Annotated in this window: 27 protein-coding genes; 16 read left to right on the top strand and 11 right to left on the bottom strand. The window is 54.9% G+C overall.

The genetic code is table 11. From position 1 onward, the window contains the following. Nucleotides 1-210 precede the first annotated feature (210 nt). From M2401_RS13585 to M2401_RS13575, 3 genes are read right to left on the bottom strand one after another with little or no spacing between them, the layout of a single operon-like run. The gene (locus M2401_RS13585; RefSeq protein WP_192131616.1) at nucleotides 211-1,038 is read right to left on the bottom strand and encodes a DUF6216 family protein; all 828 of its coding nucleotides are present in this window, start codon (nucleotides 1,036-1,038) and stop codon (nucleotides 211-213) included. Nucleotides 1,039-1,095: 57 nt separating this feature from the next. Continuing rightward, a complete protein-coding gene (locus M2401_RS13580; protein WP_192131618.1) occupies nucleotides 1,096-1,698 on the bottom strand; it encodes a hypothetical protein in 603 nt (200 codons plus the stop codon). Between the two features lie 54 nt (nucleotides 1,699-1,752). Beyond that, a complete protein-coding gene (locus M2401_RS13575) occupies nucleotides 1,753-2,232 on the bottom strand; it encodes a helix-turn-helix transcriptional regulator (RefSeq protein ID WP_192131620.1) in 480 nt (159 codons plus the stop codon). Between the two features lie 380 nt (nucleotides 2,233-2,612). Between M2401_RS13575 and M2401_RS34505 the strand changes: the two genes are divergently transcribed. The 5 genes from M2401_RS34505 (at nucleotide 2,613) to M2401_RS13555 (ending at nucleotide 5,314) form a co-directional block, all read left to right on the top strand. Beyond that, the gene (locus M2401_RS34505; RefSeq protein ID WP_409033926.1) at nucleotides 2,613-2,954 is read left to right on the top strand and encodes a DUF6957 family protein; all 342 of its coding nucleotides are present in this window, start codon (nucleotides 2,613-2,615) and stop codon (nucleotides 2,952-2,954) included. A 115-nt stretch (nucleotides 2,955-3,069) separates the two neighbouring features. Beyond that, complete coding sequence (locus M2401_RS13570) at nucleotides 3,070-3,807, top strand: metallophosphoesterase (RefSeq protein WP_259103487.1); 738 nt, start codon at nucleotides 3,070-3,072, stop codon at nucleotides 3,805-3,807. Nucleotides 3,808-3,840: 33 nt separating this feature from the next. Further along, nucleotides 3,841-4,167 carry a hypothetical protein gene (locus M2401_RS13565; RefSeq protein ID WP_192131621.1) on the top strand — a complete coding sequence of 109 codons (327 nt, stop codon included), beginning with the start codon at nucleotides 3,841-3,843 and terminating at the stop codon, nucleotides 4,165-4,167. A gap of 53 nt (nucleotides 4,168-4,220) precedes the next feature. Then, nucleotides 4,221-4,613 (top strand): DUF6957 family protein, encoded by a 393-nt coding sequence (locus M2401_RS13560; protein WP_192131623.1) that lies wholly within the window; start codon nucleotides 4,221-4,223, stop codon nucleotides 4,611-4,613. Continuing rightward, nucleotides 4,610-5,314 carry an HAD family hydrolase gene (locus M2401_RS13555; protein ID WP_310504121.1) on the top strand — a complete coding sequence of 235 codons (705 nt, stop codon included), beginning with the start codon at nucleotides 4,610-4,612 and terminating at the stop codon, nucleotides 5,312-5,314. Before M2401_RS13560 ends, M2401_RS13555 begins: the two co-directional genes overlap by 4 nt. A 444-nt stretch (nucleotides 5,315-5,758) precedes the next feature. Here the strand turns inward: M2401_RS13555 and M2401_RS13550 are convergent, their stop codons facing one another. From M2401_RS13550 to M2401_RS13535, 4 genes are all read right to left on the bottom strand, one after another. Next, nucleotides 5,759-6,847 carry a reverse transcriptase family protein gene (locus M2401_RS13550; protein WP_259103485.1) on the bottom strand — a complete coding sequence of 363 codons (1,089 nt, stop codon included), beginning with the start codon at nucleotides 6,845-6,847 and terminating at the stop codon, nucleotides 5,759-5,761. 72 nt (nucleotides 6,848-6,919) lie between these two features. Continuing rightward, on the bottom strand, nucleotides 6,920-7,171 hold the full coding sequence (locus M2401_RS13545) for a hypothetical protein (RefSeq protein WP_192131627.1): 252 nt from the start codon (nucleotides 7,169-7,171) through the stop codon (nucleotides 6,920-6,922). Nucleotides 7,172-8,372: 1,201 nt separating this feature from the next. Further along, nucleotides 8,373-8,852, bottom strand: coding sequence for a toll/interleukin-1 receptor domain-containing protein (locus tag M2401_RS13540; protein WP_259103483.1), 480 nt, complete (start codon nucleotides 8,850-8,852; stop codon nucleotides 8,373-8,375). A gap of 797 nt (nucleotides 8,853-9,649) precedes the next feature. After that, complete coding sequence (locus tag M2401_RS13535; protein ID WP_259103482.1) at nucleotides 9,650-10,597, bottom strand: tyrosine-type recombinase/integrase; 948 nt, start codon at nucleotides 10,595-10,597, stop codon at nucleotides 9,650-9,652. A gap of 197 nt (nucleotides 10,598-10,794) precedes the next feature. On the opposite strand from M2401_RS13535, the gene M2401_RS13530 reads away from it, so the two are divergent. The 7 genes from M2401_RS13530 (at nucleotide 10,795) to M2401_RS13500 (ending at nucleotide 18,361) form a co-directional block, all read left to right on the top strand. Further along, nucleotides 10,795-11,856, top strand: a complete 1,062-nt coding sequence (locus tag M2401_RS13530) for a DNA-binding protein (protein WP_259103479.1) — start codon at nucleotides 10,795-10,797, stop codon at nucleotides 11,854-11,856. A 2-nt stretch (nucleotides 11,857-11,858) separates the two neighbouring features. After that, nucleotides 11,859-12,104, top strand: coding sequence for a hypothetical protein (locus tag M2401_RS13525; protein WP_192131633.1), 246 nt, complete (start codon nucleotides 11,859-11,861; stop codon nucleotides 12,102-12,104). A 934-nt stretch (nucleotides 12,105-13,038) separates the two neighbouring features. Beyond that, nucleotides 13,039-14,988, top strand: a complete 1,950-nt coding sequence (locus tag M2401_RS13520) for a P-loop NTPase fold protein (RefSeq protein ID WP_259103477.1) — start codon at nucleotides 13,039-13,041, stop codon at nucleotides 14,986-14,988. After that, entirely contained in the window at nucleotides 14,988-15,827 is an 840-nt protein-coding gene (locus M2401_RS13515) for a hypothetical protein (protein WP_259103475.1), read from the top strand. The genes M2401_RS13520 and M2401_RS13515 overlap by 1 nt, the downstream gene beginning before the upstream one ends. Then, nucleotides 15,824-17,089: a Qat anti-phage system QueC-like protein QatC gene (gene qatC, locus M2401_RS13510; RefSeq protein WP_203418033.1), complete on the top strand. Its 1,266-nt coding sequence runs from the start codon at nucleotides 15,824-15,826 to the stop codon at nucleotides 17,087-17,089. The genes M2401_RS13515 and qatC overlap by 4 nt, the downstream gene beginning before the upstream one ends. Further along, nucleotides 17,089-17,841, top strand: a complete 753-nt coding sequence (gene qatD / locus M2401_RS13505) for a Qat anti-phage system TatD family nuclease QatD (RefSeq protein WP_192131641.1) — start codon at nucleotides 17,089-17,091, stop codon at nucleotides 17,839-17,841. The genes qatC and qatD overlap by 1 nt, the downstream gene beginning before the upstream one ends. A gap of 46 nt (nucleotides 17,842-17,887) precedes the next feature. Beyond that, on the top strand, nucleotides 17,888-18,361 hold the full coding sequence (locus M2401_RS13500; RefSeq protein ID WP_192131643.1) for a hypothetical protein: 474 nt from the start codon (nucleotides 17,888-17,890) through the stop codon (nucleotides 18,359-18,361). Nucleotides 18,362-18,743: 382 nt separating this feature from the next. Here M2401_RS13500 and M2401_RS13495 read toward each other — a convergent pair whose 3' ends face one another. From M2401_RS13495 to M2401_RS13480, 4 genes are all read right to left on the bottom strand, one after another. Then, nucleotides 18,744-19,058 carry a hypothetical protein gene (locus tag M2401_RS13495; RefSeq protein ID WP_192131645.1) on the bottom strand — a complete coding sequence of 105 codons (315 nt, stop codon included), beginning with the start codon at nucleotides 19,056-19,058 and terminating at the stop codon, nucleotides 18,744-18,746. A gap of 1,065 nt (nucleotides 19,059-20,123) precedes the next feature. Beyond that, complete coding sequence (locus tag M2401_RS13490; protein WP_259103472.1) at nucleotides 20,124-20,531, bottom strand: hypothetical protein; 408 nt, start codon at nucleotides 20,529-20,531, stop codon at nucleotides 20,124-20,126. A gap of 162 nt (nucleotides 20,532-20,693) precedes the next feature. Continuing rightward, on the bottom strand, nucleotides 20,694-20,876 hold the full coding sequence (locus M2401_RS13485) for a hypothetical protein (protein ID WP_259103471.1): 183 nt from the start codon (nucleotides 20,874-20,876) through the stop codon (nucleotides 20,694-20,696). 165 nt (nucleotides 20,877-21,041) lie between these two features. Continuing rightward, complete coding sequence (locus M2401_RS13480; RefSeq protein WP_192131651.1) at nucleotides 21,042-21,209, bottom strand: hypothetical protein; 168 nt, start codon at nucleotides 21,207-21,209, stop codon at nucleotides 21,042-21,044. A 618-nt stretch (nucleotides 21,210-21,827) separates the two neighbouring features. On the opposite strand from M2401_RS13480, the gene M2401_RS13475 reads away from it, so the two are divergent. The 4 genes from M2401_RS13475 to M2401_RS13460 all read left to right on the top strand — a co-directional run bounded on the left by M2401_RS13475 (nucleotide 21,828) and on the right by M2401_RS13460 (nucleotide 25,655). Continuing rightward, nucleotides 21,828-22,658 (top strand): hypothetical protein, encoded by an 831-nt coding sequence (locus M2401_RS13475; protein ID WP_192131654.1) that lies wholly within the window; start codon nucleotides 21,828-21,830, stop codon nucleotides 22,656-22,658. Continuing rightward, entirely contained in the window at nucleotides 22,655-22,810 is a 156-nt protein-coding gene (locus tag M2401_RS13470; RefSeq protein WP_192131656.1) for a hypothetical protein, read from the top strand. Before M2401_RS13475 ends, M2401_RS13470 begins: the two co-directional genes overlap by 4 nt. 156 nt (nucleotides 22,811-22,966) lie before the next feature. Further along, nucleotides 22,967-23,506: a hypothetical protein gene (locus M2401_RS13465; protein WP_259103470.1), complete on the top strand. Its 540-nt coding sequence runs from the start codon at nucleotides 22,967-22,969 to the stop codon at nucleotides 23,504-23,506. Between the two features lie 4 nt (nucleotides 23,507-23,510). After that, nucleotides 23,511-25,655, top strand: coding sequence for a hypothetical protein (locus M2401_RS13460; RefSeq protein ID WP_259103463.1), 2,145 nt, complete (start codon nucleotides 23,511-23,513; stop codon nucleotides 25,653-25,655). Nucleotides 25,656-26,050 lie beyond the last annotated feature (395 nt).

Genomic DNA, 26,050 nt, shown 5'->3' with positions numbered 1-26,050 from the left:
CTCTTCTCATCGAGTGGGTATTGCTTGCTCTGTTTGAGGGTGCTGACGGCATGCTGTCTGCTTACTGGGCCAAGTATCGCACGATGACATCTTCGGACGCGGGCAGGTAGCCGGCCCACGTCCTCTCGGCTCGCACCGCGTGAGGAAATTCAACCAGCTGGCTTGCCAAACAGCTGACGGTGAAAGCGAACTGATCGGGTGGACGTAAATCTACCGAACGCCCCCCGCTGACTCGGCAACTCTTTTCTCCAGAGCCGTGGCGTTTGTCTCACGAACCATGATGAACACGAGAAAGAAGATACAGAGGATTGCGGCACCACCCGCCAACATCCCAATCGCCCACTGCTCCCCGATGATGTCTTCAATTTTTTGGTTGTAGGTGCCCAGCACCAGGCTGCAGACAACGTCTTTGTCCCACTGATCTTTGAACGGATCCAGGCCATCTGAGAATAGGCAGTATTGATTGTCTACCGTCCATTGGGCATCACTGTCCCACGGCAACCAAGTGCCAGCGCCATTGAAGGCCTCGTTTGGCTGAACCCAGAACGAGGTATGTGTCTTTTTGACCGTGAGCAGCGCATAGGGAGTTTGCGTGAACACGTAGGCCCAAAAGAGCAGAAATCCTGCTGTGCACTGCATCATGGTTCGCACAGCTCTGCGCCGGAGTTTTGAGGGAATTCTGAAGGCAAGCTCGTTTGCATCGAAGTAGCGACGTGCCCGGCACAGCTCTTCGATAGTTAGCTCATGTTGCTGCAGCCACGAAAGCAGCTTGGTCATGTGCTTGGAGGTCTTGAGTTGCAGTCCGAACCACAGATTGAAGCGCTGTAGGTCTTCATGATCTGCCCACACACGCTGCGCAAATTTGCTGTTGAAGTCTTTCGTCGCCCCGAGCAGCTGATGCCATCGGTAGACCACATAGAACATCGCATTGGTTCTTAGCATCACATAGGCCATCAGCGCTAACGCGCCGATGTAGGGGAGTAGCTTGATGGTTACGTCGATCCACTCAAGCGGAGATTTGACGAGCTGTTCAGACAATGGGGCGCTTCCAACAAAAACAACAGACGGGTAGGGTGGAGTGGCAGTGGGGCGCTGCTACCTCATGTACATCTGTTTGGTACGATTCATTTTGATGACAAAGCTGTCCGCGAGAAGACCACCTGTTTCCAGCACGACTTCGTCTTTTTTCGCGCTGCGAATGTCATAGCGCTGAGACCTGGCTAGCAGCAGACCTCGCTCAATCGCGGATTCTTCAGCACTGGGTGAGAGGCCATGGACGCTCATGTTGGTGAGCGATTTGTTGGCCACTCGAACCTGCACATCCAGCAACTTGATTTCCAATTCGTCATCAGTGGCTTGCCATTCTCCATTGCCATCGAATCTATAGCTTGTGGTTTCTGTGGTAGATGATGAAGGAGCAAAGACAGTGCTCTTCAGTAGGCCATTGATTCGGTATGTTTTGTTGCGAAAATATTCGATAGTGCCTTCGAAGCTGGCGACTCCATTGGGTTCGGGGTATTGGAATTTCTCATGCCACATGCCCAGCAGTTTTGGGTTCAGGCTATCGGATGACCTAGGGGCGAAGAAGTAAGCTGCCCAAGGCCCAACGATCGTCGAAAAACCTTGGAGCAGCGCGAATAGAAAGACTACCGCTGTGATAATTGCCCGCCAGCCAATCCGATACCTGCTCCATCTCATACTCTGCTATCCATGCTCTAGAAAATTCCCTCTTGGTTTGTATGACCAAGCGCCCTATGCATCGGATTCTCGATGCCACAAGTCGTGCACTGTCTGCTTGGGCAGCCCCAATTTTTCGGCGATCTGCTTCTGCGTCAAACCCTCGATCTTGAGAAGGCGCACTTGATCCAGTCTGGTTTCGTCGACTGGCTTGCCGGGCTTACGCACTACCAGAGCGTCATCCTTGAGTTGCGCTTTGAGCACTTCCAACAAACCGGCTTGCTGATGCTCTGAAAGCTCGGCGGTGAGCCGGCTCAGGATGGATTCAAGAGGCTCGTTTTCACGGATGGCTAGCGTGAGCGCAAGCAGAGTCAGAGGGCTGGTGCCGAGTGCCTTGCTGAGCAGGTCGAGCTTGTCCAGCGTGATACCAGACTCCCCTTTTTCGAGTTTTGCGAAGTAGGTACGAGTGCCTGCCTCGGACAACCCCTCCTGTGAGAGCCCTTTCCGATTGCGAAGAACTCGCAGCACAGCTGCAAACGCAAGCTTCAGGGTCATGGGCGATCCTCAAAGGGGAGGATAAAGCCACGTTGCATAGTCCGTTTCTACCGTATATAGTAATCATTGCCGGACTGGTGGGGTGCGGCTGTTTCACGGTGGTGTTGGCCCGTCCCATTTTCTTGGCTCTTCTGTCCAACGGATCTTGGAATTGGCGCTTTGCGGCGGCGGGGGAATGCCTCCCGCACCAGGATCAATTTACCCGTAAACCGTGCAGTCGGTGGATGTGTGTGACTGATTCAGCGCTGTGCTGTGGATGGCTTCGGGCGAGTCAATTCAGCAATAAATCGAAAGCTATGGCGCTATGACGCTTGGGTTTCGCCCCCCCTTCACAGCTGAGCTTGTAGATCGCGGGAGCATGAGATTTAGCTATTACCTAATTGTTGAGGTTTGGTGAACATGCAATAGGACAACAAGTCGCGAAGCCGTACTGCATCGTTAGGGAGTGGATGCTGATCGAGATAGAGGTGACCAACGAGTACCGCGAATCTGTTGCTGGCGACGGGTGCAACCATGCGTGCTCTACGCGTCCAGCGTCTTTGCCCATAGTGCGAACAGGTGGCAGATTGGAGAGCTGGATTCGGTCAGCTTTCCAAAGGTCGTTCACCGACAGCTATGGGTTTGAAATGAGCAAGACCCTTTACATTTTGATGGGCCCTGGTCAGAGAAAGAGATCCAATCTTCAGGGGTCATGTCCATCGTTAATCTCCACTGAAAATTGAGGGTGAGATGCCTGTTTCTTTTTTCATGAGGATCATGCTCATTGTAGGCATGTGCTTAGACCAGCTATGTGGGCTAGGGCGTGCAGTTACATGCCATCAAGGCGGGGCCTGACTCATGCGACTTCTCGTAATGTCGGATCTCCATGTCGAGTTCCAGCCCATCGAGCTGCCCGACCCCGCCCTGTATGACGTTGCGATCTTGGCAGGGGACATCAACATCAAAGGCCGAAGTTCCAGTTGGGCTTGCGACCACTTTTCAAAAGAGACACTTCTCGTAGCCGGGAACCATGAATTTTACAAATCGAGTTGGAATAAAACGCTCAATCAGTTGAATAACCCTCAGGCTGCCCATGTTCAATTCCTGGAGCAGCGCACGCTTGTGATAGACGGTGTCCGCTTCTTGGGTTGTACCGGATGGGCTGATTTTGAAGGTACCGGGAATGCGCCATTGGCGATGCTTGAGGCTCGGGCGCTCATGAACGACTACAAAGTCATTCGCGTAGAGCCGCAGTATCGAAAGCTCGTGCCCCACCAGACTCGCAAGGTCGCGCAAGAGTCTCGTATGTGGCTGCACCGCGAGCTCGCGCGACCGTTCGAGGGAAAAACGGTTGTGGTGACTCACTTCCCGCCATTGATGCACTTTGTGCCGGACTACGGAAAGCATCCGCATCTGAGGGCAAGTTACGGCAACAACTGGCAGGAATTCCTGGATATGAAAATTGACCTCTGGATCTTTGGACATACTCACGTGGCTGTCGATGAGACGATCAACGGAATCAGATTTGTGTCCAATCCAAGAGGTTATCCAGGGGAAGAGGTCGATTTCAACAACCAGTTTGTGGTCACGCTTTGAATAGCTTGAAGCGGGCGAGTAGAGGTTTTTTCAGTGCATTTTCCAGCTTCATTGATCCAGGCCACAAAGCTCAGTTTCGAGGGCCAAGTTCACGGGTATTTGCTAGACGCCCGTCCCTGCGGTTTGGGTTTCAAAGCAGCAATTTTCTTCGACTCCCGAAAACGATTTGAAAACGGTGACACGATCGTCACCGATGACGCGGCAGCATTAGAAGAGCGGCATGGCTATTCCATAGTAGTCACCACTGCCGGCGACCGATACGTCATCGTGAGCTTTCTTATCTTCATGATTGAGGAGGTCGACGGGGTTGAACAGACCGTGGTGTTGTCGATGACCCGAGACGCTGTTGCGCGACCGTGATGCCTGACGAACCAGGCTCGTGAGGTAAGGCAATGGATGTGCAAGGAGTTCCCATGTCATACCACGATATTGAACAGATCATTGGCCCAAGCGCTGTAATGCCTGGGGTGGTAATTGATCTTCAAGAAGCAATCCGAATGACGCAGGCGAGGTTCCCGGACAGAAGCTTTTGCGTCGTCAATGAGTGGGTCTGGCTTGACCTAGATGCGCCGGAATTGGTTGTTCAGGAGTTGGCCTTGGAGGGAAAGAAGCCGGTGATGCTGCTGATGCTCAGTGTCATCTTCAATAACACCACCAAAAGCAGCATCGCCCAATGGCAACGCTCGTCACCGTTGGTTGATTTCAGCGACGGCATGTTTTTCGAGACGCAGAATAAGGTCTACGTTTTGATCAATCATGGTCGTAGAAAAACGATGTCGCTGTCGGCAGTGGTTCGCGCCTTATGAGTTTGGAAAGGGGGGGCCGTGATGATTGCAGCTGTGCTGTTCCAGATGAGCAAACCGTTGTGATTAGTGGAATCATCTTCGACGCTTTCGGTACCCTTGTGCGGATTGGTCAGCGGACGAATCCTTATCGAGAACTGATGCGTGAAGGGCGTCGACAGGGGCTCGCCCTGACCTCGGACACGATGCATTTCGCGATGACAACGAACCAGCCGCTGGACGCGGCGGCGTCGCAGCTGGGCATTGCACTTACTCCGTCAAAGCTCGATGAGTTGAGTCTCGTACTGGAAACGGAGTTGTCGTCGATTCAGCCTTTTCCCGATGCCGTCGAAGCCATAGGGTTGCTACGAAAAGCTGGGTTCCGAATCGGGATTTGCTCAAACCTTGCCTATCCATATGGCCCGATCGTGAAAAGCTTTTTCCCAAATTTGGACGGATATGCCTTCAGTTATCAGCTGGGATGCGTGAAGCCAGATCCTGTCCTCTACCAATCCGTTTGTAATCAAATGGGGGTGCAGCCTAGCCATTGCCTTACCGGTGGAGTAGGGCGGGTGCTGATGATTGGCGATTCTCAAAGGTGTGATCGCGACGGCCCACGGGCTGCGGGAATCATGGGATTCCATTTAGAGCGCAAACCCCACCGACAGATCCGAGACCTCAACCAGTTCGCGAGCCTGGTACTTGAACAATCCATGGACATTTGAAGTGGTAGGTCATTGCACGTATCGGCGCCGGGAAGTTATATCCCTCTATGCTGGGGATCTCGAACCGCCTGGCCGCAATGAGCTGGTTGTAGACGCAATGCTCTGCGTGACCTTCTGTGTCTCATTAAAAAGCCCCAATCGATTGTGGGCATCCTCCGGGAGAGAAGTATCAAAGGTGACACCCCATGAGCTTGGGAAGTCGGTTTTAGCGCAGCTTGGAACGTAGACCGACGGGTGATAATCAACCGGGCAAGGCTGGCTTGAACTGAGACGCGCTCTGGCATACTGGACGACCTGGGCTTCGAATAGTGTGGGATCAGAGCTCCGTTCGCGCATGGAAATCCTGGGGATGGGGCGATCACGTCCGCTTAGAAATATGCGGACACCATCGTCCTTTATGCTGGAGTTCGGTAGGTGACTTGGCCTGACGGTTCCCGGCTTCGATTACTGATCTGAAATTGTGGGAGTATCGGGATACGAGGAGGGTAATTTGGAGGCCGGTAACCGAGGCTGATGCTCGGCATCAGCTGCATAGCTCTCGAGAAGTGGTGCCCGCGTCAGTAGTACTCGAACCCGAGCCTTCAGGCGTTGCCCCTCTGGATGCCCGCAAGCGATCAATCTGCCGATGCGTCCCATCAACCGGCGCGCTTCTTTTTCATCCTCTGCTCTAAGCTGGCGCAGATCGCCTTTGACTCGATCCTCCAGTTGCTTCACAGCGGCGCGTATAGCCAGGCGTGCTTTCTTAGGAAGCCCCGGAATTGGCTTGTCCACGACCAGGCCAGTAACCGTCACTGCCTCTGCGCTTTCGCCTGAGAGTAAAGCCTGCCCGCGTTTTCGGACGTGCAACTTGCTTCGCTTCTGCAAGCAACCTTTCTGACTGAGCATCCACGTGACAGATGCAATGACTTGGGTGGTAACAGCTGCCGGGATAGGACTCCTGCTGGAGACAGTGATGTCATCCGCGAAGCGCGAGTAGGCCAGCCCTTGAGCCTCGAAGCGAGTGACTAGTGCCGGCTCAATATCCCAGAAAACCAGATTCGCCAAGTAACTACTTGTACTTGCCCCTTGTGGCACTTGTCCCTCTCGGGTGACTAGATTCGCAAGCAAGGAAGCTACGTCTGCGGAGAAGCGAAACAGGCCTACAAATAAACGCTGGATGTGCTCGGTGGTGATCGACGGGAAAAAATCGGAGATGTCCTGAAGGATTACCTTTTTGGCGCCGGTATGAACCCGAGCATTTGAGTAGATGCTGCGAGGGAGCTTCCGATCTCTAATACCGCCATGCAGATACCGTGGGTAGACAACCTTGCGGAGCATCCGATCTACGATCTTACGCTGGATGGTCTTCAGCGGCTCATGGGCATCATAAGTGTGTCGGGGAGTTATGCCGTCTTTCTTTGTTTGGGGCACGTAGCGATACAAGCGGGAGGCACGCTGAGCGAGCGCAAGAAGTCTCTCAGCAGGTTCTCCTAGAGCACGTGCCAATGCATTGATGCTGTGTATGGGGGAGTGTGGATAGAGCGGAGCATCCATGTCCAAGCTTCCGATGATAGGCCGGCTCTGAAGAACCGGCCCGTCTGAATTCGAATGATGTGGTTTGTTGTGTCATGGGAGGTTCTCTAGAAATGGAATTACTACCGTCTCGACAAAATCCCAACCCTCAACAGCCTTTTCCCATAACCAGATGCATAGACGAATACGTGCGATCCACTTCAGCAGCGTCACTGCCTTTGCTTTTACCCACGCAATCCGACCTGCTTTAGGTTGGGGTGCAGCTACCTCGACGACACGGGCATCTTCACTGTTGTGCATTGACTGACGAGCCTTGCGGCGCGCCAGGTTCTTTAAATTAACCATGACTGATGTTCCTAACGACAGGCGAAATTGCCCCGCCGCTAAGCATTCCGGGCCGAAAGGAACGCTGAAGATGCCACTACAAACCACAGTTCTGCTTATCAAGTCCCTTGATAAGCCGTCCGCCGCATTACCGCCGCATCGCATTTCGCCACAACGCATCAACGGATAAAGACAAACCCTCGGATAACCTTGGGGATTACTCTAGGCGCTAAGCACTGAGGAGCGATGGGCAGCGACAACCTGCGCGACGAAGAAAGCCAAGGAGAACACCAAGGCGACCAGTTTCCTGGTCAACAACCGCAAGCCCGAATATTGAGTCATGTTTAAAGAGCACCTGGGTGGTAACACCCAGCAGGGACAGTTTTTAGCAGAGTTTTCGAACCACCTACAACTCATATTTGTTGCGAAAATTGTTTTTCTTCGTGGTCGATTTTTTGACACCAAAAAATGCCAAATTTCAGTGGGTAAGCGCATAGTGTTGCGAGGCGCGAAGCGGGGCATCGAAGTGTACTGGGGGCCTCTCTCAAACCCGTCATGTGACGTATGCTTGGCGAAGGCAGCTGACCTAGCATTAATGCTCAAATTGACGATGGCTCAAATGACTCGCATGCCAATTGACCACGTCGATTTTTGGCTCCGCTTGAGTCGGGAAGGTCGAGCCTGTAAACCTATTTTTTGATCTGTAAACCGACGTGGTTAACAGGTAAGACAAGTGGTTTACAAGGCCGTTGAATCTTCTACAGGTGGACGTCCTAGATGCTGACGGGACTCGGCTCACCGGGCTGATCAGACCCGTAACGCGTCTTCTGACTTCTGACCAGGGTTGGGCTGAGAGGAGATGCCGTACCTAGCGCTTAACGTCCTTGCGCGACGAAACCGTCACCGGCGTTATGCTTGGGACAGCCCTAGATCGAGAGTGACGAGCATGGATCACGGAGGAGGACAGTATTGCTACGTCCAGTAGCCGTATTCGCATATCAACGAGCGGGCAGGGTGGATTTTTCCGGAATTGACACGCCTGTGGCGTGGGGCTGACCAACGCCTTGTAACCATGGCCTGTAGAAAGGGGCCTCGATTGTTGCGACAAGCGGTGGCCAACTCCTCGGGCCCTGTCCCTAGCCTGCAGAGATGTGACAGCTTCAGGCAGCACCGAACGTGCATGCCCGATCATCTCCAAGTCTGATCTGCGCATGCGTTGGCGTTAGGATGCTTGGGCATCTTTGGACTTCAGCAAATCTGCGATCTCTGCAGCGATCTCATCAATGGTGTGCACCGCTGTACTGCGCGCCACCTTGTCCGCGATCGAAGAACTGAAATCCATCACCTGCTGCTTGGTGATGTTGTGCCAAATCGGCAGCAAGATCTGTTCGCCTGACACCGAGCGGGTAACGATCCCGTCCAGTTCGTAGTTCGTCCATCCCTTCTTGACAAACGAGGGGGACAGTACTACTAGTCCAACACGGCTAATAACCAGGCCCTTATCAATTTTCTGGCGCAAGCTGTCCCCGATACGAAGGGTCATTTCGTCGAACCATACCTTGAGCCCAACTGCAATTAACGCATTGGCCAGCGGCCTGACAAATTCGTCCTTGTCCTCAGATGCGTGAGATATGAACACGTCGTAGGTTTGCCCGTTCGACTGCGCCGGAGCTGGAACCTCGCTGCGGACGAGGCTTGGCACCTCAGAAAGCGGACGACGATAGATTTCCGGAACCCCACTAGGCAGTGCACGTGACGTCCGCCCCCCACCGCTACCAGATGAAGAGGACGATGAAGACGGTGAAGAGTACGAGGGGGAGGAATACGAGCGTGCTCCATAGCCGCCATAGCGGTTTCTACACGCAGGACAATTGGCTGCCGCGCTTGCGGAGCGGTGGCCCTTACTGGGTGCGGTACATGTCGCCATATCGATTCTGACTCCCCAAGCGCAAACGTGCGCCTTGTCCGTGTCCCGCCTCAATGGCAAGGTGAGTGGCATTAGCGGGATAATCCCATAGGTTCAGCGCTAGAAAGTTGTGTCTTTTCGAAGGCGCCTGGGCTGAAGGATCACTGATATTATTGTGCCACGCAACCTTTGGCTTACGTGCGCTCGGAGCATTGATGTAAATCGATAGCTGGCGTTATTTTTCTCCAAACCACCTGCTTTGATATGGTTCGAAGACCTAGTTGATGCGGTGTCCTCACAGGGTGTTTTTGGACTCAGAATGCACCCGACCACTGCCTGTGCAGACTCCAGACATATCAAGGGTGCGTGTTCACTTGTGGTTGTACACGGGGGAGTGCAGAAGCCTGTACGAAGCATTTCTCGGGCAGCGTTGGCTCGCACATGATACAGAGCGGCTTGGATCGCAATGCCTATGCAGCGCTTCCGGTCAACACTGGGCCGCTATATCTGGGTAAAGATTTTGTTCACGTCTTCGACAAGATATCGCTCGAAGTACTGATACTCGAGATTAGCACCCTCAAAGACTTCATCGGTTACCTAGGAGCGTGCAAGGCGGGGCCTGCCCGCGCGGCCAACCCACCAAATGACATGCCCGCGTCCACGTAACGAAGCGCCGACTTCATATCCTTCCACCCCACATAGCTCATCAACCCCTTGATGTCCCAGCCGTTGGCCGATGCCCAAGTCGCAAATCCTCGTCGCATCGAGTGGGTGCTATAGAGCTCCTCAGGTAGTCCGGCTTCCTTGAAGATGCGGCGGAGCATGGGAATCAGGCTATGAGGTTGGATGCCCTTGTCCGCAAGATTTCCCCAGCGATCCAGCCGGCGAAAGACTGGGCCCTTCGCGAGGCCTGCAACGGTAATCCAGTTGATATAGGCCTCGACCGGACAGAGCATTGTCAGTGCCGGCGTCTGAAAAGTTGTCCCCTCGTGCAGGCGATCACTCTTGGTGTGAGGTAGGAAGAACGTGATGCCTTCACCACTATAGGCTTGTGTGTTCTCTACCGTGAGCCTGGCAAGCTCGTCCCCGCGAAATCCCCGCCAGAATCCGATCAGCACCATTGCAATCGAGCGTCGGTGGCGCAGCAGAGTCTTGTAGTCACCGCGATCGAGCGCGGCAGCGGCTTCCGCTTCAAGCCATTTCACAGCCTGTTCGAGATGTCTAAGTAAAAGAGGAGCGGCTTGCTTGACCTGCGCGGGATGCACGACACGGATGCCCTTGATCATCTGGCGCACATTGGGCGTCTTGGTTGGGTCGGGGAATCCCTGTGTGATGTGCCACTGAGCCAGCGCGGCCAACCGTTGCTTGAGCGTGCTGATTGCATGCTTGTCGGCGTACTCGGCCAGGTAGCGAACGATACCGTCGCCGGTGGTGGGCAGGTAGCCGCCCCACGTCACTTCGAAATGCTCGATCGCAGCCCGGTAGCTCTTGCGAGTGTTTTCCCGGGTGCCTGCCTTGAGGTACCGATCAGCCTTGTCCATCACCTTTCGCCTTCAAAAAACTGCGTGATCCCAGCATTCCACACTTACCCCGGCAGGCTAAAGACCTTTTAAGGGTAAAGAAGCCATAAACTTCTATTATGGCTTTATACAGAATGAATTTTTTATTTATCATTCTAATGATAATGTGTCACGTAATTACATGACATGTAACACAGAATGAAATCGTAGGAGACTCCATGGCCCGTGGCGGCATAAACAAAGCGGTGGTGCAAAAAGCGAGGCAATCTCTACTCGCGAAGGGAGCGTACCCAAGCATTGATGCCGTGCGCGTGGAACTGGGGAATACCGGGTCGAAGACAACCATCGCCCGATATCTCAAAGAGATCGAATCCGTCGATCCGCGCCCGCCATCCTCTCGGGAGCGCCTGAGCGAAGAGCTTTCAGCGATGGTTGGAAACCTTTTGGATCGGCTTATGGAGGAGGGTGGTGAGTCGATCGAGCAGGCTCGATCAGCCTTTGATTTGCAACGGGTAGGACTTGAGGGGCAGATCGCTAATTTACAGTCCGAGCTGACCGCAGCGCGCCGGCAGCTGGACACGCAGCAATCAGCGATTGAAACCCAAACCGCTGACCTTCAAACCACGCGGTCTTCGCTCCAAGCCGAGCTGACGCGCAACGCGGGGATCAGCCAGCGCTGTAGTGATCTGGAAGCCTTGGTCGCTGATAGGGATAAACAGATCCAGTCCCTCGAAGAGAAGCATGTTCACGCGCGTGGCGCGCTGGAGCATTACCGGGAGTCTGTGAAGGAACAGCGCGATCAGGATCAGCGTCGGCACGAATCGCAGCTTCGCGAGGCACAGGTAGAGCAGCGCAAGCTTCAGGAAACCTTGGCCCTGAAACAGGACGACCTGACACGCCTGAATCGCGATAACGAGCGGTTACTGGGAGAGTCCCGTCAGCAGACCAAGACACTACATGCCCATGAGGCCCGCATTGAGGCTCTGACCGCCGAGATCCAAGGTTTGAAGATGGCCGAAGCGAAGTCCGCTGGCGTAACCGAGCAGCTTCAGGAGCAGTTAGCTGCACTTAGGCAGGACGCAAAGGCTCTCAATGAGGCCGCAGCCAAAAGTAGCGAGCGCGAATTAGAGGTAAGGCTGCTGCTTACGTCTGCTCAAGCCGAGAATCAACAACTGCGGTGTGATCTCTCCATTGCAAATGAAAGAAGCAAGATCGATGGCGCAGCCGCTTCTACACCTCCAAGCCCAGGTATTAGGCCCTCAAAGACGCCGAGGAAGTGAGCATGAATCTCTATACGTCTAATCTCAAACCCGCCGAAGCCATCGCGCTGAAGCAAGCCCATCAGCAACTGGCTGGAATAATGGCAAATGGTAAAACTCCGGCGGCGCTCATGTGTCGCGCAAGCCGCATTCAAGCCGATGGCCAATGGCAAGCCTCCATTCGGTCAGCCGCGTATGAGGGTAACCATCTCTCCAGGCAGCAGCCTCGTCAATCCGCGCCAAGCCAGAGCGCTCATAAATCCGAATGAACGACTGCGTATCGCTGGTGCGGGAAAGCCTGACTTGTACATCCAGTCGTGCTCAGTCCGCGAGCACCTCTTCATGAGAATGGTGCTCCAAGCCCGGATCTGCCCAAACTCAGAATACTGCTCGACAATGTTGCATCCTCGCCTCCTGGTTAACTCTGCATCAGATCATGCGTGTGGGGTATCAATCCATGAACGCTAACTCAGCTCGCAGGATCGAGATGGGGGAACTCTGGGGCCTGCGCGGTTTGCGAGCAGGCAATGAGTTGGGCCTAGCTAACGGGCACTCTCACGCAGGGAAACGTAACTCGGACAGCCCACCACTTTGGTGAATGTCTTCCAACTCTGAACTTAACTTGACGACCATCTCTTGCGCCGGCTGACCGGTGCTCTCGCTCAGCGTCAGTGTGAGGAGGGTGATTGGGCTTAGTCCAAGGCGCAGGCTCAGCTGATCAAGCTTGTCCAGCGTAATGCTTGATTTCACGGTCTTGAGCTTGGACAGTTAGGCGCGACTCGTTACGTCACCAAACCCACGCTGACCGAGATTGCGGGTGCTTCGTACTGCCCCCCGCAATGCACCCGTGAATGATTTAAGTGACATCAATCCTTCATGAAATGAAATTTCCGGCCAACGTCATCCGTTGGATTCTATCGGCGTCACAAGATGTGCGCACGCAGGAGTACATTTGTGCTCTCGATGCTTTTCGAGCTCCGCTCTCTTAGCCAGGGAAGAGGTTTCAATACGAGCAACCACATTCCAGTGCACAAAGACGTTAAGTGGGTACCCATCAACTCGCTTTTTCATTGGAAGACTTTACTGGATGTCGCAAGTGGGTGGCACATAGCTATCTACTTGCCTACAATCCGGGCCTTGCCCCTTATCGCGATGGATCCGCGTAGCCGACGGTTCGATCGCCTCAGAAAATGGATTTAGCTCATGTGGCACGATAACGAAACCACGACGGACTACCTAAATTTTGGGGTAGTCGCAGATGCGTGCGCGAGTCTTCTAAAACAAAGTGCCGGCGAGCCCATCTCGATCGGCGTGTCAGGTGGCTGGGGCGCGGGTAAATCCTCCTTGGTGAAGATGATTGCTTCACGCCTGGCCGACCTGCCTACTGGTGCAGCGACACCGCCCACAGCCACCCAATCAGATCCTGCAGCCACCACCCAGAACACTCGCTACGTTGTCATCACGTTCAACCCTTGGCTTTATCAAGATTTTGAGAGCGCTCGCAGTGCGTTACTGCAGATCGTTGGCGATGAGGTGCTCAAACTAGCCAAAGGTGATCAGACACTATGGAACAAAGCTGTCGACCTGATGCGCAGGATCAACTTGCTCAAGCTGGTACAGGTCAGTACTGAGGCAGCGCTCACCATCAAGACCGGGCTGCCCATAGGCTCGGTGGGCAAGGCAGTCGTCAAAGCCATGGGCTGGTTCAAATCTTCAACAGGGGATGCTGGAGAAGACCAGGCGGCTGGCGCAAAAAGTGGCGACGCCGAGGGCAGTGATGACGAAGGGGCTGCAGATTACTTTGGTCTCAAATCGCTCGGTATCTTGAACCCGGCCAACCCCATGTCTCTTCCGAACGAGATCCAGGCATTCCGCGATGCGCTGGAGCAATTGCTCGGTGAGCTCGGGGTGACCTTGGTGGTATTTGTCGATGACCTCGACAGGTGCCTACCTGAAACGGCCATCTCGACGCTAGAGTCTATCCGCCTTCTGCTGTTCCTCAAGCGTACGGCATTCGTGATCGCTGCTGACAATGACTTCATTCGCGGTGCGGTCAAGAAGCACTTTGAAGGAACCGATATCAACGACGACATCGCGACTAACTACTTCGATAAGCTCATTCAAGTACCTCTGCACGTACCTCGTCTTGGCGTGAATGAGGCCAAGGCCTATCTGGTACTGCTCTTGCTGGAACGCGAGGCCAGAGCTGGAGCGTTCGCGCAAGACAAGTTTGAGAATGCCAAGCGGCTCATCCCCAAAAGGCTGAGTCAAAGTTGGCAGGGCGAGACCATCACCTCCCAATTCCTATTTGAGCTGGTCGATGGTGACCTGAGGCTTCAGGAGCTTATGCAGCTCGCCGAGGGGCTTGCGCCACTCATGTTCAACTCCACCGCAATCAGTGCCAACCCACGACTGATGAAGGGGTTCCTGAACACCGTGTTCTTGCGTCAGTCACTCGCCGCACCTCAAGGGATCAAATTGGATGTCCCTGCGCTAGCCAAATGGCACCTGCTTGAACGCTGCAACGAAGACCTCGCCAAGACGCTGTCCTCACTGGTGACTTCCGACAATGACGGCGAGGTATCCATTCTTCTCGAGGCTGAATCTCTTGCCGCCAGCGGAGCAGGGCTGCCCGATAACTTCCCGGATGAGTTTTTTGTGAGGGAGTGGCTGCAGCTAGCCCCTGCGCTGGGAGCTAGGGACTTGCGCCCATTGCTTCACCTCAGTCGCGACTCGGCTACTAGAGACTTTGGCGATGACAACATGACACCCGCTTCGCGACAGCTTCGGGACATGTTGAAGAAAGCGTCCAGCGGTAACGATCCACTGACCCAGGCCATCCGAGCCTTGGATACCACGCAGGCTGAGCTCGCCATGGTGAAGGCTTGGCAGGGCACCGTCACCTCCCGCTCTTGGAAGAATAAGACCGAGATGGTCATGCTAATTGAACCCTGCAAGGTGCACACATCCCTGGGTAAACGCGCCGCTGTCCTACTGGCCCAAGCGCCAGCGAAATCGGTAGGGCCGGGGATCATCCCCTCTCTCGCCAACCAGTCCTGGGCCACAGATGTTCTCAAGTCCTGGAAGGAACATTCGGAAATAGCGGGCAATACGAAGAAAGCAATCGATCTGGCGCTAAGGAATGCAAGCTGATGGGTACCTCAACTTCGAGCAGTGGTGGTAAAGCAGGCTCACCCTTCGATCCAGAGTGGCTGGATCAAGGGGAGGGCGGTGCAGCGGGAGCAGGGCCCGGCGACGACGCACCGGAAACCGAAGGCACCGACGACATGCCTGGTGGGCAAGACGATAATGCCGAGACTGGTCAGGAGTGTGATGTAGCGCCTGATCGCCGGTTCATGCCGGCTCGCGCCAAGCTGGGTAAGTACCTCTCGGGTGGTGGCAGAGACGCGCTCCGTGGTGCCGCCAGCAGCATGATCAATAAGGGAATGGGCGGTTCGGCTCGAGCTGCGCGAACAATGCGCGGGGTTGCTCAGGGCGCCGGCCGTTTGGGTGAGTTCCTCGAAGCCGTCCGAGATGGCAGCACCCAGCAAGCGATCGACTGGCTGCAGCGCGTGCGTGGCCAGAATCTTTCGGCAGAAGACCTGGTGCTGGAACTCATCAAGGAAGTCATGCCTGACACCGGGAGCATCGATGATGAATCGATGCGCAACGCAGGGTCGGACGCGATGGCCTTGCTGTACCAGAAAGACCCAGACGTCGATGTCTTCATCCTGACCGATGAGCAAATCAACTCAGTCATCGGTTTCACAATCGGGAACGCTGTGTGCAACCGACTCGATGAGCAACTAGGCCAAACCTACGAAAAACTGAAGTATTCGCCCCTTCAGGTGCAAGAGCTTCGAAACGATGTTCAGGAATGGGTACACGGTGAGGTAGAGCGGATCATGGAAGGGTTAGCAGGCCAACGATTGGATTGCCAGACCCTGGCGCAAACCGTCCTCCAGAACGCATTGGAGATCTTTGCAGAATGATCAAGGTAATTTGTGCCAGAGCTGAGCAGCTGCCCGCTGAACTTCAACCGGGCGAACGCGCCTTTTCGTACTTCAAGTCCGCCCGGAGAGAGGGTGTTGGCACCATTGCCAAGGGCTGGCATGGATCTCTCAAGCGCAAAGGCTTCCGGCCTAGCCCGGCCACCTGGGATTTCGTTCAGTTTTGCCTGGCGGTGTGCGCAACCGATCTGTGTGGGATGCGCAAGACCAGCGCTGATGGTTGGACGCGTACGATTGAGCTCAGCGTCGGCTTGCATGAACCACTGCGATGGGAGCCTTACAGAGCCGAGTTGGAACAGCTGCTCAAAGTTTTGACCGGGGATTACTGGACGCTGATCTTCACCGGCGCGGGCATGCCGCCACCTGAAGGAAAGTTCGTTGCCAAACCTCAGGACTGCGTGTCGTTGCTGTCGGGAGGCCTTGATAGCCTGATCGGAGGGCTCGATCTGGTAGCTCAAGGGCGGCGTCCCTTGTTTGTCTCGCAACTGGCGCATGAGGACTCGCAGCGCCAGCGAGATTACGCCCAACTGCTAGGCGGCGACGGAGCTCACTATCAGTGGAGTCACGGCATCAGCTTCAAGGGCCCCAAAGAACCTTCAACGCGTGCCCGATCCTTGGCGTTCTATGCGTTCGCGGTGCTGGCGACCTCGCGGCTGGCCGACCCTCGCCCCACGTTGTTCATTCCTGAGAACGGGTTCATCTGCGTGAATCCGCCGCTTGTCCCAGGGCGCGTATCGAGCTTGAGCACTCGCACGACGCACCCACTGTTCATAGCCAAGCTCCAGCAGGTGCTGGACGGTATTGGAGTGAATGTGCAGCTGGAATTACCCTATCGGTTCAAGACCAAGGGCGAAATGATGAACGACTGCCTTGATCCGGTGCGCCTGCAGCAGTTGGCGTGGCAGACGACCAGCTGTGGGCGTTTCCGCACCTATAACCGCACGCACTGCGGACGCTGCGTACCTTGTATGATTCGTCGCGCTGCGTTCAGAGCATGGACGGGAGGGAATGATGCCACCCAGTATGTGTATTCCAGCCTGGTCGGGAGCGATAAGTCCAGCGGCCCTGATGATCCAATGGCTGTGGCACAGGCTGTCTTGACGACCCGGTCTAAGGGTATCGACAGATTTCTGGGCGCCTCGCTCGCGTTTGCTCCAGTAGATGAGCGCCCACAGTATCGCTCAGTGCTCACGCATGGCATTCAAGAACTTGAAGCCTTGTTAACTGGAGATGGCGTACTTTGATGGACTTCCACTGCCACCTCGACCTATACCCCAATGCCCGTGACGTTTATGCGCAGGCACAGGAGAGGAACGAGTTCACGTGGCTTGTCACCACCAGCCCCCGTGCGTTCACCGCGACGTCCAGAGTGCTGGGTGGAAGCGACAAGGTGCTGATCACTCCCGGACTGCACCCGGAGATCGTTGGCGCCCGTCACGCTGAGCTCGACATGCTGCTTGAGCAGATCAGACAGGTGAAGGCAGTGGGCGAGGTCGGCCTGGATGGCTCAAAGCGCTTTCAGGCGAGTTACGACGTACAGCGCAGCGTGTTTATTGCCGTCGTTGCGCAGTGCGCAGCCCTCGGCGGTCGAGTGCTGAGCATCCATTCGCGTCAGGCCGTTAAGGATGTGCTGGCCGTGTTGCACGATCATCCGGGCTACGGTACTGCAGTGCTGCACTGGTTCACTGGAACCACCACGGAGCTCAACGCGGCAATAGCACAGGACTGCTGGTTCAGTATTGGCCCAGCAGCCTTCAATTCGGCAGCGGGGCAGGCCTTGGCCAAGAAACTCCCGCGCGATCAGGTCGTCCCTGAAAGCGATGGGCCATTTGCGCAGGTAGATGGTGCCAGTGTCATGCCGTGGAGTGCAGGTCAGACCGCGCAGTTTTTGGGAAAGGCATGGGACGTCACTCCTGCGGACGCCATGCATGTTCTGGAGTCGAATTCTCGTCGGCTTCTTGGCCTGATTCGGGGACAGGGCCGACCCGAGCCTTAAAGCCCGTACAGGTTAGCCAGGTGGGCGGTGAATTGAGGATGGATGCATGGAGCAACTGAACCGAGCCAAACGTTACCTCAAAAGGATCGAGAGGCTGTATGCAGGGGTATTTTCATCGATGGCACATGATGAGGAAGAATACTTCGATGATGTCCTATCGTTTTTCATCCACTGTTATCACGTCAGGGACTGGGCACTCCACCAAGCAGGGGCAGTCTTGCGAGCTCGGGAGATCGACGCGTTCATCGACCTGAACGAGCCCCTCAGAATTTGTACAGATCTCGCAAACGGTTCCAAGCACTGCAAGCTCATGCGCACACCGCGCTCCGGCCACCAGCCAACCATCTCACAACCACAGAAACTTTACTCCACGTGGTTTATAGGCGATGGCGGTGGAGAGGTACTCCAATGCAGCTACCGCGTCGAGAGCAATGGCAAGTCATTCGACGTTCGAGAGCTTGCCTGCGAATGCATCACCTTATGGGAAATGTTCCTGAATTGCCCAAGACTGACGGATTAATCCAAACCGCTCGTTGGCCGAGAAGGTGTGAGTCGGGGATGTAGGCGAGGACGAACAAAGCTCTAGAAACTGTCCACAACGCGCCGCTCTCGTTGATCAATCACGACCACTCCGAGCTCGATGGTTTCCATCTCTTCTGGGATAACAACCAGCCCTCGCGAGGGCTCGCCCGGCGTCAGGTCATCGCAGGTCGCTTCAAGGTCAAATAGAGATAACGGTACTGGCTGAGACTGAGCTGAATATTCTGAGGCTGGTGGTTGGACATGGCACGGTGCTCGGGCGGTCGGTTGTCTTCAGGCTATCGAGTTACTGGCCCCTGTGGCAATTCCAGCGCTCATGGGCAGGCGGGCTCAGAGCCTCAGCAGGGTTGATCGTCGCAGACTTACAGTGACGACAGCAGCCTCTGGAGCTGACCGTGCTCCCAGGTGCTGAGCAACTCCAGAGGATCGGTACCGAAACGCTGAGAGGAGTCGAAGGTGTATTCGCGACCATCCGGGCTGTAGCAGCTATTGCAGTAGTCCAGCTTGTTACTGTCGTTGGAGAAGGTCAGAACCCAGCCATTGGCCTCGACCGTCATGAGCCCGGTCTGCGTTTGAGTCCAGCCCAGATTACCCAAACGCTGCATCACTTGCTGTCCCAGCGCAATATCACGCAGAACCTGATACACCTCTCTCGGTGTGAGTGGCTGTGAATGCACGCGCGTTCTCCCTGAATAGGGCGTTAATTGTCCCTCATTCCTTAAATCCAAGCCACTCATACGTTTCTACATAGAGGCGACGTTCTATGAGGAAGATAACTGGGCCTTTGGATTCAATGTCAGCCAACTCGACTGGTGATGAGGTCTTCCAGGCAGATCACCAACGAGCTGGTGCTCGGCCGGAGCAAAGCGATTGAAATAAGGAGGCGAGCTGTTCCCCCGCATCTTGGTATCCGTACGCACGCGGCGCAGCAAAACTGCTCCGACTGTAACGGAAAAGCGCAGTCGTCAGCGTTTTAACGAGCATTTAACCGACTGCATGTCGGCGCGCAGGTCTGACCGCCGCACTGAACCGGCGCCCGATCCATGACACGCCTTCAGACGGCCAGTGCCGGGCAGGGGGCTAGAGACAGAGGGTAGGGCGGCTGCCCTGCAAGGCACCGACATCAACCGGTTTCAGGACACCATTGAGAAAGTGCACGAAGTTGAGTTGAAATCAAAACAGCTTAAGGGCATTGATACATCACCGTTCATCAGTGAGGTACAACAATGCGTGGAAGTTACAGCAGCAGCTCGTCTGCCGGGATCTTGATCTTTTTGGCCGTGGTTTTGTGTTTCTGTGCCGTGGTCACCTTGGCTGCCCAGGTACATCCAGACATCGCCACGACCGGCGCTGTCGTGGGGAGGGTGGGTCTGGCCTGGTTCTTAGGATACTGCCTCGGCCAAGGGCTACTGGGCGTCGGCCTCAGCTACAGCTGGCCAGTGTGCCTGGGGCTCTCCTGGATCGCACTCATGCCTGCGTTCAGCGTTTGGCTTGACGAGGATACCTACGCCTGGCTCGAGCCTTTTTGGTCTCAATGTGCAAGTGTAGTAGCAGTAGCGCTTCTCGCGTTTCGCATCAGATCATTCGTAGCGTAAGTCGGATCGGGGCGTGACCATGAAGACCTCAGACTGAGGTCGAGGCGCGCCCTGCGATCGATGGCATCATTCATTCTTCTGGTGCACTCGACAGGTTCGAGAAGTACTAAATGAACCTTCTGACAAACCAATGCTCTTTTATCCTTCTCAGCAACCCCTAGCGCCGGATTTACTTGATTCACTCCCATATTCTGCATGATATCGCTGCACCGCCGCCTCCATTTCTGCAACGTACCTTTTAAAATCGGCGACGGCATACTCCAAAAAACGTTCGTCCATCAGGACGTCGTCAATAAAGTTGACCGACACCCCCTCAGTTCTTCGAATAGCTGACAATACCCTTTTTTCCGAAGGGCTCTTTTTACCAATGCGCGTGCTTATCTCCCTGTAGCCCTTAGCAGTGCCGTCGCTGTGAGCCATTACGTTCCTGATAACAGTCAGATGATCCAGGTCTGTGATGTCTTTGCCACCAATGACTTTTTTGAGCATAGAGTGGGCCTTTTCTAGTGGCCCCATACCCTTGAGCTCCCCCTCAAACCCAGTGAGTTCAAGCATAAACTCTAGGCATTGACTCATACGGTGTTCGAACAACCCAAACATCGTAAGAAATGCTGAGCGTCGCGTGAGTTGGGTGATCACAAACTTGTGCGTCGATAGCACTTCTTCATGGTCATAACCGATAGAAGAGCCGCATGAGTAGAACGTCCGTTGCCGCATTTAGCTTTCACCGTACTGATCGTACGTTTCTTCTTCGTGCTCATGCTCCTTTATCGAATCGTCGGCTTCCTTGAGTGCAAGCGCTACATTTTTTTCTGCCTGCTCTGCGAGCATTCGCAGGACAGAGATGGACTCGCTGAGGGCCCACATTTGAACACTGAAATTAAAGTCGAGCTTGGCCAAATTGCCTCCCTGCAGGCTCATTTTGAAGACACACGATTTCTCGGCAGATCTGATATCTGCCCAGCGTACATAATCCCTCCACGTCTCGATATCCCAGCTGGCGCCCACATAGACATCTGCGCATCAAGTGCACGCCATGGATCTCGGAGGGCAGGGCTCTTAGCTTCAGCTGTCAGGGGACTGATCTGACCCCCGCATGGCTTCCAACAGCGCTTCAAGCGCATCGAACAAGCGTTGATCTTCACGGGCATCCCCGGTTTCCGGCCTGTACGTTTGGCAATGCCGCATCAAAGCATCAAAATCGTTGCGGTTGAGGTCAAACTCAATAAACATCTAAACCCTCCAGGTGCTCGCTTCAGCGATCGCCGGTATAAGTATTTACCGCGACTTCCTTTCAGGCGAAATCTCGCGGGTGACGGTTAGGGAAGGGCAGTAGTTGGATACATGCTTGGAAATGGCTGTGTGGGCGCGGGCTACTGAGCACTATGGTGCTGATCTGGAACACATACTGGACTCAGCCCTTTCGAGCTACAAAAGAGCCCCGGGGCTTGAGTCGCCATCGCGCCTTTATACGCAAGACCTCGGTATCGAGGGACTGGAGGCGCTGCACAGAGCGTTGATTCGAGGCCGGGCTAGCCGCTTTCACGTGCTCAACCCTGGCATTGAAATTCGCCAATCCCTGCGATTACATCTGGTTCATAGCTTGCGTCGCCGTCTTCTCGATGATGGCCAGGCTTCAGAAGAAATGCGCGATCAGCACTTTGCTATCGACTTAGGCCTGTAGCTTGATGCGCACCAGTTAGTTGATCCGATACCCACCATTGCCGATCTATGCGCGGAAATTCGTGCGCACCGTATCAGCTGTCATGCCGATGCGGTGACTGCAGCAGCACGCCCCGACGATCGACTGCACACGACATCGACCGTAAGCAGTGAAACCAGGAGATAAGCTTGGATATCCCAGTTCCGTTCAACCTCGTCGTCAAGGCTGCAGAGTGGATTTGGCAGCGAGTTACCAAAGCCTTGCTGTACAAAACCTATGCTGCGTCACATGAAAAATGGGCTATTCGCCACCGGCTAGGGGCGCGATGGGATCCCTTGGGCAAGCACTTGGAGTATTCGGTGCGCCTTGCACTGCCTACAGATCCAGAGCCACGGATCTCGCGTTTGGCGCTGCGCGCAACTGGAGAAAGCCTTGCGAAAGTTGACTTGTATTTCGAAGCAATTGGGGCAGGCATTCGATATCAGGAGAAAGTATCGGTATGCGATGTGGACACTCGCCCAATCGTCTGGAACCTCACGAATGTCCCCGTCCAGGCATTCGTGGGCGGTGAGGAGTATGGCATTGCATTTTCGGTAGAGGAGATCCAGCTGCGGCAGTGTGTCATCCAGCGATCAACTGGTGCTGAATTACCTGCCCAGGACTCCGTAACGTCTTGCATGACCCAGAGCTGGCTCCTGAGCGATGAGTGGAGACTTCGCTGGGGAAATCGCTGGAATTGCAATGCGATCAAATTTGCCAAGAGCGAGATCGCGCTTTATTGGCGATTCAGGTTTGGCCTACCTGCGTACCGCGTTTACACACCCTGCGCTTCCTCAGAACGGAAATTGAGTATTCGCCCTGTATTGCAGGCGCTGGGACGGCTCATGGCCCTGCCAACCTTTGTAAGGGCCCAATTCTGGCTAGCTATTTGGTCTGGGCTCTGGGTAATGGACGAGGATGACAGAATTTGCTTCCGGTGGCGTGACAGTAGGATAGAGAGCGAGGCGCAGGACGGTTGAGTCTGCCTTTTGAAGCCGCTGTTCGCACACAGCAAGGCAATCAGGTTCTTCGGGAAATTGGTCGCGCCTCGCCAGACTATCGTCTGCTGATGCTGATCATGATGGAAAAACTCACTGCGACTCGAAAACAGCTAGAGGTGGCGCTAGGGTGATCACGCCTAGTGTTCTTTTGATGGGCCGGATAGCATCTCATCATTGGAGGCTGGAACGCTCTAGGCTGACCTCGCCAACCGTGATGACTCGCGCTGAAGTGTTGTGTCAGTGCTCTGCACGCCCGCTCTGGGTGATTTTTGAGGAAGATGGGTAAGATGGATCCCTACAAGCGCGCTCATTATGTCAGCAGGCTAGCCAGTGAAATTGGCGCGATAGGCCAATCCTTCGAGGCTTTCGGGGGGCTAGTGCTGACATTGGCATTGAATGTGCCGGTCAACACTCAAGGAATCAATCCCAGAGGCTTCCCCGTTGCAGGCGTGGTTGATGGAGTATCACCAGATGGCTTACAAGCTGCTGAGTACTCCGCGCTCGAAAAGTACTTCTCGCCGCCCATGGTCAAAGCTCAGTCGGACGTGCGCCATGCATTGAGCAAAGCACCACATGCTAGAGAAATCTACTTGCTCGCTGGCGCCAACAAAGCACCTCAAATCTCGCAGTCTTTTGAAATCAGTGTGCTGGGCTGGCCTGAGATGGCCGGCCGCTCCCTCAAGGTACTTGGTGCGGGCGAGATCGCCGCTGTGATCATCGATCACGCCCTGGACAATGAGGAGGCCGTACTCAAGCTAAGTCATTACCTTCCGTCTCTAGCGAGGCTCTCCGAAGAAGAGGCCGCGCAGGCTCTGGCCAGAGGTTGACGGCTTGCTAGATGGCCTCTTTGTTGCGTGCAAGTGTGTGGTTTTAGCTGGCTTGGGAGGCAGTGGTAAATCCGATGCCGCCGCCGCTTATGCTCACCGTAACAGGCACCAATACCAGACCGTGCTTTGGCTTTCGGGAGGCGATATCAAAAAGGTTGAGGATCTCCATGCTGTGTCAATCACACGAATGGGAGAAGCGCGCAACGTGGCTGGCCTACTCAAAAGCCGTCCATGCTTGGTGATCATAGATGATGCAAACGATGCGCTTGATCCAAAATCCCTTTCACCATTGTGCGGCCCCGATTCCCGCGTGCTGTTGACACGCAGGGCGGTTACAGCCGATGCACACGAAATACCGCTGATGTCCAAATCCAATGCGCACCAATTGTTTAGCCGCGACGTGACAGGATGTCCCTCACGGACATGGGACAAGATATGGCAGTCAGTAGGAGGACATCCTCTTACCATCAGCCTGCTCAACGCAGCGGTTCGCGAAGGTACGACCTGGGACGAGATCGAGCAGGACTGCCAAATGCCTGGCGCGCTCGAATCCGATGGTCTTGCCTTGGCAGAACGGCTTCTAGGTCGGCTACGGAGTGCCTCTGAACAGGGGCTTGCGATCTTTGAGTGGGCAGGCGCTTCACAAGTGGACGCCAAGCTTGTGATGGCACTTTCATCTCCCGCGCTGGTGAGGACATTACGTAAGTATGGCCTCACTGCTCCGAGCCGACCGGGGCTTCTGAGGCTGCACGATATTGTGTATGCAAGCCTCTCAGGTCAACAGTGGTGGACACAGTCCAATCGAGACCTGATCACCAATAAGTTCGACGACTACATGAGTGCGGCGGCACTTCGCACCGATCTTGCGTTTTGGTCAGCAGCACTCAGCCTCAGCGCCAAGATCGAGCGACTGGTTGAGGGAGGCGACTGCCGACCTGCTTTCATCTACACCATGCTCTCTGTATGGGCACCTTCGAAGGTGCGACCAGAACTATTGGGTGATCCGTTGGTAGATGCAGAACTACTCAGTAACGGCGCCAAGCAACCGTCACCCATAGCCACGATGGCCTTGATCGAAACTGTCGAGAAGCTCTATCTTCAAGATAAGAACACTTCGCTGAGCCATGCGCAGCAGATGCTTGATCAGCGGTTCGAGGTCTTTGACAGGCTGGCCATGGCGAAAGGGCTGACCCTCAAGCAACAATCCGAAATCCAGCATCACAAGGCAAAAGCGCTGGTTCGGCTGAACCGCGTTACTGAAGCACTGGCCATTTTCGATGTAGTGAGGGCTGGGCCTCATCCTCTGCCGGAAACTGAAATCCAGATCATGCGCCTTCTCAAAAGAGGTGATGTTGCTGATCAGGAGCGCGCGGCCGATATCGCCAAGAAGATTTTGACTGCTGCAGGAGCCAGTGAACTGGTCTCACATTCAGTATTTTTTGCAGCGGTTGAGTTGGCTACCTGGTTGCGCCGGTCTGACTTGATCATGCCGCTTGAGTCTCTCATCACAACGATGCTCGTTGAAGCTGCAGAGCTGGGCATCTCCCAAGCTCTTCAGACGATGTCTTCTGTATCCAGATTCCTCTCCCGGGAAGCCCCGGAATTCCTAAGCAGGCTGGTGACAGCGATGCCTGCCCACGTGATCGATGATCTGCCCCTACCGCAGGACAGATTTGCCTGGGCCGATATTCTGTTTGAGGTATCACGCATCGCTGCCGCATCTGCGGAATCAAAAAGGACAGAATCGCTGCGCCTGTTCGAGTCACTCCCGCCTCAGAGCTTCCACAGCCAACGCCATGCTGAACTGCTGCTTCTGATGCGAAAGCCTGGCGAAGCCAAAGCTATGCTAACGCTGCGTCACGATCTGGCTACCGGCCCCTTTGCCCAACGACTCATGGCGCTCGCCGAATACCAATTGGAAAATTTCAACGCTGCTCTGGAGTGGATTGATCGAGCATTCAGTAATCTGGCACCTAACCAATCGAAGTACCTCTACGAGTTCCATGAGCATCGCTTCGATATTTTGGTCAGCACGCCTGGTGCGTCTCTGGTGCCCGAAATGGAAGCAGCGATCGCGTCATGTGCCACTGGGAAAGAGCGTGAGCGCTTGAACAAGCGTTTGGCCGATTACCTGAACAGCACCGGTTGATTCCGGGCGTCCCCCAGACCGCACCGATGCACCTTGTTGGCCTGTCTGTGCTCTGAAACTTTCAGTTTTAGAGCCAGCCAATGGCTCATCCACTGCCCTCCCGAACAGCCGTAATCAAAAACGGCCTTTCCTCAGCTTCTATGTCATGGTTGCTATCACCGTCTCACGGCTTCCGACCGATGGGTGACAGCCGGAGTCACGCATCGTGAATTGCGCTGAAGCCAACCGCAATGCCATTTTGGGGTCAGGTCTGAGGAAGACATGGTCGCCGTAGGATCAATCCGACGCCGATTGATCAGCCATACAAGGTCGCCGTGACGCCAGACAGACTGCCCGCGCTTCACACTCACGAAGAATATAGGGGCATGATGCGAGATCTCGACACTGCAGGCCAT

This window comes from Pseudomonas sp. JUb42, assembly GCF_024807945.1.
GTDB lineage: Bacteria > Pseudomonadota > Gammaproteobacteria > Pseudomonadales > Pseudomonadaceae > Aquipseudomonas.
This window is presented reverse-complemented; position numbering and strand designations above follow the sequence as displayed.